The sequence below is a fragment of the Sphingomonas sp. genome (genome assembly GCF_036402235.1).
Taxonomy (GTDB): Bacteria; Pseudomonadota; Alphaproteobacteria; order Sphingomonadales; family Sphingomonadaceae; genus Sphingomonas.
Window position 1 is genome coordinate 1 of the sequence record NZ_DASWTG010000003.1, and the last position, 6,895, is coordinate 6,895.

Genomic DNA, 6,895 nt, shown 5'->3' on the forward strand with positions numbered 1-6,895 from the left:
CTGCGCCTGCCACCTCCCCCTGGCGGGGGAGGATTGTTCGCGATTGCGGCTCGTGCCCTATTTGACCAAGCCGCTGCCCGAAAGCTGCCTTGATCGCCGGGCACCAACCCTTGCGACAGGGGCACGTTCAGGGGGCTGAACGAGGAGCAGACGGTGATGTCGGCGTCCAAGCCAGCCATCAGATGCCATCTCGGCATCCACCGGCCACGCCGCCGCGACCGGCCCGGCCGCGGCGAGTTCGAGACCAAATGCCGCGATTGCGGCTGCGACCTGGTGCTGAGCCCGGTGACCGGGCGGTGGCGGTTCGTCGGGGTGATGGGGTAAACCATCACCCCAGCGAAAGCTGGGGTCTCCTTCCTCACGCGAAGCGCTTGCCGCACGAGGCCCCAGCTTTCGCTGGGGCGACGGATTTAACCAGCTGCGGGCAGCCTCAACCGCACCAGCAGGCCGCCGAGATCCTCGGATTCCTCCAGGCTGACCGTGCCGTCATAGATCTCGGCCACGTCGCGGACGATGGCGAGGCCGAGGCCGGTGCCGGGCTTGCCGGTGTCGAGCCGGACGCCGCGATCGAAGATGCGGATGCGGTCGGCCTCCGGAATGCCGGCGCCGTCATCCTCGATCATGATCTCGACGAAGCCGGCCTGCGCGGAGACCGTGATGAACACGCTGCCGCCGCCGTACTTGGCGGCGTTCTCGACGAGGTTGCCCATGATCTCGTCGAGATCCTGCCGCTCGATATGCGCGACGAGGTCCTTGGGACCATCGGTGTCGATGCGGACATGCGGGTAGAGGCGCGCGACGGCGCGCTCGACCGATTCGACGCTGGGCCACACTGGCGCGCGGCTATGCGCCGAGCCGCGGCGGCCGACGGCGCGGGCGCGGGCGAGGTGGTGATCCACCTGGCGGCGCATCGTGCGCGCCTCGCGCACCACGGTCGCGGGCAGGTCGTCCGACTGCGCCGTCGCGGCGTTCATGATCACGGTGAGCGGGGTCTTGAGCGCATGCGCGAGGTTGCCGGCGTGGCGGCGTGCTTCTTCCGCTTGCTTGTCGTTGTGCGCGACGAGCGCGTTGAGTTCCTCGACCATCGGCGCGACCTCGGCCGGCATCGCGCCCTCGATCCGCGGCGCCTCGCCGGTGCGCAACTGCTGGATGCCGCGGCGCAGCTTGCGCAGGGGCAATAGGCCGTACCAGGTCTGCAGCGCGGCCATGACGATCAGGCCTGCGGCGAGCAGCAGGAAGCTGCGCACCAGCGTGCGGCGCAGCGCGGTGATCTGCGCGTCGAGCATGTCGCGGGTCTGCGCGACCTGGAACCGCCAGCGCACCGGCGAGCCGGGGAGGACCACATCGCGCTCCGCCACGCGCAGGCGATGGTCGGTGAACTGGCTCGAATCGTAGGTGTGGACGTCCTCGTCATTATGCGCCTGATCGATGCGCAACTGCCGGTCCCATAGCGAGCGCGAGGGAAAGGGCTCGTAGCCCTTGCCCGACACCTGCCAGTAGAGACCCGAATAGGGCTCGAGGAAGCGCTGGTCGGAGAGTTGGCGGTTGAACGCGATCTGTCCCTCGGAATCGATCTCGGCCGAGACGATCAGCGAGGTGAGCAGATATTCGAGGCCGTCGTCGAAATTGCGTTCGATCGCGCCGGTGAGCACGCGATCGAGCGCGAAGCCGCCGCCGGTGAGCAGCAGCGTGATCCACGCCGCCGCGATCAGGATCATGCGGCGGCTCAGGGACCCGGTCGTGCGGACATAGGGCCGCGGCGCAGGATCGCCGGGCTGAAGCGCGAGTTCCGGCACCGCCGCGCTTTCCGCACGACGGACGAACGGAAAGCGGCGGTCGAGCGTCAGGCCGAAGGGAAGGTTAAAGGGCGGATTCATATTCTCAATGTTCGTCATCCCCGCGAAGGCGGGGATCCATTTTGGCTGGCCTATCGGCAAGAGCCGCAATGGCAGTGTCAATGGATCCCCGCCTTCGCGGGGATGACGAGTAAGAATGAGTCTCTAGATCAGGCACCGGCCTCCGCCGGTTCCTCGAGGCTGTAGCCAAGGCCGCGGATCGTGGTGATCACGTCGGGGCCGAGCTTCTTGCGGATGCGCGTCACGAACACCTCGATCGTGTTCGAATCGCGGTCGAAATCCTGGTCGTAGATATGCTCGATCAGCTCGGTGCGGCTGACCACCTTGCCCTTGTGGTGGAGCAGGTAGGAGAGGAGCTTGTATTCCTGCGCGGTGAGCTTGACCGGGTCACCGCCCTTGGTGACCTTGCCCGAGCGGGTGTCGAGGCGGATGTCGCCCGCGATCAGCTCAGCCGAGGCGTTGCCCGAGGCGCGGCGGATCAGCGCGCGCAGACGGGCGATCAGCTCCTCCGACTGGAACGGCTTGGCGACATAATCGTCGGCGCCGGCGTCGAGCCCGGCGACCTTGTCCGACCAGCTGTCGCGCGCCGTCAGCACGAGGACGGGGGTGGTCTTGCCCTCCTTGCGCCAGCGATCGAGCACGGTCAGCCCGTCGACTTCGGGCAGGCCGAGATCGAGCACGATCGCGTCATAGGCCTCGGTCGAGCCGAGATAATGGCCTTCCTCGCCATCACCCGCGGTGTCGACGGCATAGCCCGCCCCCTCGAGCGTCGCCTGAAGCTGGTTGCGGAGATTGGGTTCGTCCTCGACGATCAGAACGCGCATCTTCTTCCCTTCTTGGTCCCGTCAGCGGCCCGACTGCCCGACGATCTGGCCCGAGCGGCCATCGACGTCGATCCAGATGACCGATCCATTGCGCAGGAACTTTAGCGTGTAAATCATCGTCCCCGAATCGAAATCGAAGCCGAGATACTGGGCGCCCTTGCGCGACATGGCAGGGACGACGCGGGCCTCGATCTCCCGCAACGGGAGCAGGCGGCCCTGCGCGCGCCCCTCGCGCGCGGCTTCCTGATCGCTGCGGCGCACCTGCGGCGAGGCATGCGCAGGGAGCGCAGCGGCGGCGAGGAACGCGCCGAGACAGAGAAACCCGAACATCTTCATGGGGGCTTGGCATAGGTGCGAACCGTTGAACAGCCGGTGAATATGGACGTAAGGCTGTCGTAAGCCGTTGACGCGCGGCGAGGCACGTGCGGCGGGGTTGCTCCGGGCGGCGCGCCCGCCTACCTGCGCGGCGCTATGGCTGCTCCTGTCCTCTCCTACGAAAAGCTCGGTCTGGTCCAGGGATCGGGCTGGCTGTTCCGCGACCTCGACATCTATGTCGGCGCGCGCGACCGGCTGGCGCTGATCGGGCGCAACGGCGCAGGCAAGACCACCCTGCTCAAGCTGCTGGCGGGGCAGGTCGATGCCGATGAGGGGCGGCGAACGATCCAGCCGGGCACGCGCGTGGTGATGCTGGAGCAGGAGCCGCGCATGACCGGGTGCGTGACGCTGATGGACTATGTGCTGTCGGGCGACGACGCGCCCGCGCGGCACGAGGCGGAGGCGATCGCCGACCAGCTGGGCATCGATCTCGATCGCGAGGCGGCGACCGCGAGCGGAGGCGAGCGGCGCCGCGCGGGCATCGCGCGGGCGCTGGCACAGGACCCGGACGTGCTGCTGCTGGACGAGCCGACCAACCATCTCGATATCCATGCGATCGAATGGCTGGAGGAGTGGCTGGGCCGCTATCGCGGCGCGTTCGTGGTGATCAGCCATGACCGCACCTTCCTGACCCGCCTCACGCGGCAGACCCTGTGGCTCGACCGCGGATCGATGCGCCGCGCGGAGATCGGGTTCGGCGGGTTCGAGGCGTGGACCGAGCAGGTCTATGCGGAGGAGCAGCGCGCGGCGGAGAAGCTCGACGCGAAGTTGAAGCTCGAGGAGCATTGGCTTCAGCGCGGCGTCACCGGGCGGCGGCGGCGCAACCAGGGGCGGCTGACCAAGCTCATCGAGATGCGCGCCGAGCGGGCCGCGATGACCGGGCCGGCGGGCGCGGCCAATCTGGCGACCGCATCTGACGATTCGAAGACCAAGGTGGTGATCGACGCCAAGCATGCCTCCAAGTCCTATGGCGACCGCACGATCATCCGCGACCTCACGCTGCGGGTGACGCGCGGCGACCGCATCGGCATCGTCGGCAAGAACGGCGCGGGCAAGTCCACGCTGCTCAAGCTGCTGACCGGGGAGATCGCGCCGGACACGGGCAGCGTGAAGCTGGCCAAGACGCTCGATCCCGTGATCATCGACCAGCAGCGCAGCCGGATGCAGCCCGAGAAGACGGTGCGCGAGGTAGTCGCCGACGGCGGCGAGTGGATCGACGTGCTTGGCACGCGCAAGCATATCCACGGCTACCTCAAGGAGTTCCTGTTCGAGCCGAACATGGTCGACGCCAAGGTCGGCACGCTATCGGGCGGGGAGCGCTCGCGGTTGCTGCTGGCGCGCGAGTTCGCGCGGCCGTCAAATCTGATGGTGCTCGACGAGCCGACCAACGACCTCGACCTCGAGACGCTCGACCTGCTGCAGGAAGTGATCGCCGACTATGACGGCACGGTGCTGATCGTCAGCCACGATCGCGACTTTCTCGACCGCACGGTGACGATGACGATCGGCCTCGACGGGTCGGGCACGGTCGACATGGTGGTCGGCGGCTATGCCGACTGGGAAGCCAAGCGCAAGGTGCGGCCCGAGGCGAAGAAGGCGGCTGCGGCGAAGGCCGCGCCGGTGGCGGAGGCGCCGAGGCCGAAGACCAAGCTCAGCTACAAGGACCAGCGCGACTACGACCTGCTGCCCAAGCGGATCGAGGAGCTGGATGCGGCGATCGCGAAGGACGAGGCGGCGCTGGCCGATCCGGACCTCTATGCGAAGAATCCGGGCAAGTTCGACACGCTCATGGCCGGGATCGCCAAGGCGCGCGACGAGAAGGATGCGGCGGAGCTGCGCTGGCTGGAGCTGGCGGAGATGGTCGAGGGACTGGGGTGAACGATCAAGCCCCTCCCCTTCAGGGGAGGGGTAAGGGGTGGGGCGTATCAGTCTCACCGAGCCAGTCGCCAAGGACGACTGCCCCACCCCAACCCCTCCCCTGAAGGGGAGGGGCTAAGAAGGCACAACCACGTCGATCGCGCGTTCCGCCACGCGCACCGTCACCGGGGTGCGTGCCAGCACTTCGCCGTCGATCGAGATCTTGCGACGTGGGCGGGTGTCGAGCTTCAGCTCCGGGCCGCGGAACTCGCTCACCGTCTGGTCGCGGGTGCGCAGGCGGAAGAAGCGGGCATACCAGTCCCAGGCGAGCCGCCAGCGGTTGCGGCCCGTGACGACCTGGATCAGCATCTCGCCACTCTGGACGCAGGCATTGTCGCTCATCTCGACGCCGCCGTGGAAGCGGCCGTTGAGGATGCGCACCTCGCTGCCCCACATGCGATGCGTCTTGGTGCCGTCATCGACGAACACGCGGAACGGGCGGAAGCGCGCGAAGCACCAGATCGCCCAGCCGAGATAGCCGACCCGGCCGAGATACTTCTTGAGGTTGTGCGGCACGCTCTCGCCGATCATCGGCGAAAGGCCCATCGCCGCAGCGTTGGCGAAATAATCGCCGTCGATCATGCCGAGATCGACGCGGCGGCGCTCGCCGGTGGCGATCGCCTGGACCGCGCCGTCGAGGTCGAGGGGCAAGCCCAGCGTGCGCGCGAAGCTGTTGGCGGTGCCGAGGGGGAGGACGGCGAACACCACATCCTTGCCGACGACATCGTCGACCACGCCCGACAGCGAGCCGTCGCCGCCGCCGACGATCACCATCGGCGCGCCCGAGCGCACGGCTTCGCGCACGGTGTCGTTGAGCAGGTCGGGATCGCGGACGGGGTGCGCGGCGATAAGGCGGATTCCCGCCGCCTCGAATTTCGCGCGCGCCTGCTCGAACAGGTTCGCACCGCGCCGCGAGCGGGCGTTGACGATGAGGACGGCTTCGCGGGGGACCGGGAGGTTCGTTGGCACGGCGTTACAACGGGCGAGGTGGGAGGAGGTTCAGAGCTTCTTCCCGTTCCGCCCGGCGAGGTCGACGACATATTGCCAGGCGACGCGGCCCGAGCGGCTGCCGCGGCGGGTCGCCCAGTTGATCGCCTCGGCAGCATCGAAGGGCAGGTCGTGGTCCTGCGCATAGGTCTGGACGATCGCGACATAGGTGTCCTGGTCGATCGCGTGGAAGCCGAGGCTGAGGCCGAACCGGTCGGCGAGCGCGAGATTGTCGTCGATGCTGTCGCGCGGATTGATCGCGCTCGATTGCTCGGCGATGTCGCGCGGGATGAGATGGCGGCGGTTCGAGGTGACGAACAACCGGGCGTTGGCAGGCCGCGCCTCGGCCCCGCCCTCGAGCAGCGAGCGCAACGCGCGGCCATCCGAGGCGGCGTCGAAGCCGAGATCGTCGAGGAAGATCACGAAGGCGCGCGGGACTCCGGCGATCAGCGCGAACAGCTGGGGCAATGCGTCGAGCGCGTCGGCTTGCGCTTCGATGAGTGCGATCCGGCCGCCCTCGGCCTGAACCGCGGCGACCGCGGCCTTGCTGAGCGCCGACTTGCCGGTGCCGCGGGCACCCCAGAGAAGGACGTCGTGCGCCGGAAGGTCGTCGGCGAGGCGGCGGACATTCTCGAGCAGGGTTTCCTTCTGGGCATCGATGCCGACCAGCTCGGCGAGCGGGAGCGGGGCGAAGGCGCGTGCGGGCTGGAGAAAGCCGCGATGCCATACATAGGCCGGGTGCGCCATGAGATCCGGCACGGGCGGCGGTGGAGGGGCCAGCCGCTCGAGCGCGGCGGCGATGCGGTCCAGCGGGTCGCTCATGCGCGTGGCGTTACGGCGTGGCGCGGGGGGAGGCAACAGAGCACTCCTCCCCCGCCAGGGGGAGGTGGCGCGCGGAGCGCGACGGAGGGGGAGGACTCTCCAACGCACGTTCCG

7 protein-coding genes are annotated in these 6,895 nt (G+C 68.4%); 2 read left to right on the forward strand and 5 right to left on the reverse strand.

The features are described 5' to 3' along the window. The first annotated feature begins 156 nt into the window (after positions 1–156). The gene (locus tag VGD28_RS00360; RefSeq protein ID WP_331026338.1) at positions 157–324 is read left to right on the forward strand and encodes a hypothetical protein; all 168 of its coding nucleotides are present in this window, start codon (positions 157–159) and stop codon (positions 322–324) included. Positions 325–410: 86 nt separating this feature from the next. Here VGD28_RS00360 and VGD28_RS00365 read toward each other — a convergent pair whose 3' ends face one another. The 3 genes from VGD28_RS00365 to VGD28_RS00375 form a co-directional block, all read right to left on the reverse strand. Continuing rightward, complete coding sequence (locus tag VGD28_RS00365; RefSeq protein ID WP_331026344.1) at positions 411–1,718, reverse strand: ATP-binding protein; 1,308 nt, start codon at positions 1,716–1,718, stop codon at positions 411–413. Between the two features lie 287 nt (positions 1,719–2,005). Further along, entirely contained in the window at positions 2,006–2,680 is a 675-nt protein-coding gene (locus VGD28_RS00370; protein WP_331026339.1) for a response regulator transcription factor, read from the reverse strand. Between the two features lie 21 nt (positions 2,681–2,701). Further along, on the reverse strand, positions 2,702–3,016 hold the full coding sequence (locus VGD28_RS00375; protein ID WP_331026340.1) for a hypothetical protein: 315 nt from the start codon (positions 3,014–3,016) through the stop codon (positions 2,702–2,704). Between the two features lie 135 nt (positions 3,017–3,151). On the opposite strand from VGD28_RS00375, the gene VGD28_RS00380 reads away from it, so the two are divergent. Beyond that, the gene (locus tag VGD28_RS00380; RefSeq protein WP_331026341.1) at positions 3,152–4,933 is read left to right on the forward strand and encodes an ABC-F family ATP-binding cassette domain-containing protein; all 1,782 of its coding nucleotides are present in this window, start codon (positions 3,152–3,154) and stop codon (positions 4,931–4,933) included. Positions 4,934–5,047: 114 nt separating this feature from the next. Here the strand turns inward: VGD28_RS00380 and VGD28_RS00385 are convergent, their stop codons facing one another. Together VGD28_RS00385 and VGD28_RS00390 are read right to left on the reverse strand one after the other, a co-directional pair. Then, positions 5,048–5,941, reverse strand: coding sequence for a diacylglycerol/lipid kinase family protein (locus tag VGD28_RS00385; protein WP_331026342.1), 894 nt, complete (start codon positions 5,939–5,941; stop codon positions 5,048–5,050). 30 nt (positions 5,942–5,971) lie between these two features. Then, a complete protein-coding gene (locus VGD28_RS00390; RefSeq protein WP_331026343.1) occupies positions 5,972–6,781 on the reverse strand; it encodes an ATP-binding protein in 810 nt (269 codons plus the stop codon). Positions 6,782–6,895 lie beyond the last annotated feature (114 nt).

Excerpts from the sequence above, each read along its gene's own strand:
- VGD28_RS00360 (WP_331026338.1), top strand. The coding sequence starts at position 157 with ATGTCGGCGTCCAAGCCAGCCATCAGATGCCATCTCGGCATCCACCGG.
- VGD28_RS00365 (WP_331026344.1), bottom strand. The coding sequence starts at position 1,718 with ATGATCCTGATCGCGGCGGCGTGGATCACGCTGCTGCTCACCGGCGGC.
- VGD28_RS00370 (WP_331026339.1), bottom strand. The coding sequence starts at position 2,680 with ATGCGCGTTCTGATCGTCGAGGACGAACCCAATCTCCGCAACCAGCTT.
- VGD28_RS00375 (WP_331026340.1), bottom strand. The coding sequence starts at position 3,016 with ATGAAGATGTTCGGGTTTCTCTGTCTCGGCGCGTTCCTCGCCGCCGCT.
- VGD28_RS00380 (WP_331026341.1), top strand. The coding sequence starts at position 3,152 with ATGGCTGCTCCTGTCCTCTCCTACGAAAAGCTCGGTCTGGTCCAGGGA.
- VGD28_RS00390 (WP_331026343.1), bottom strand. The coding sequence starts at position 6,781 with ATGAGCGACCCGCTGGACCGCATCGCCGCCGCGCTCGAGCGGCTGGCC.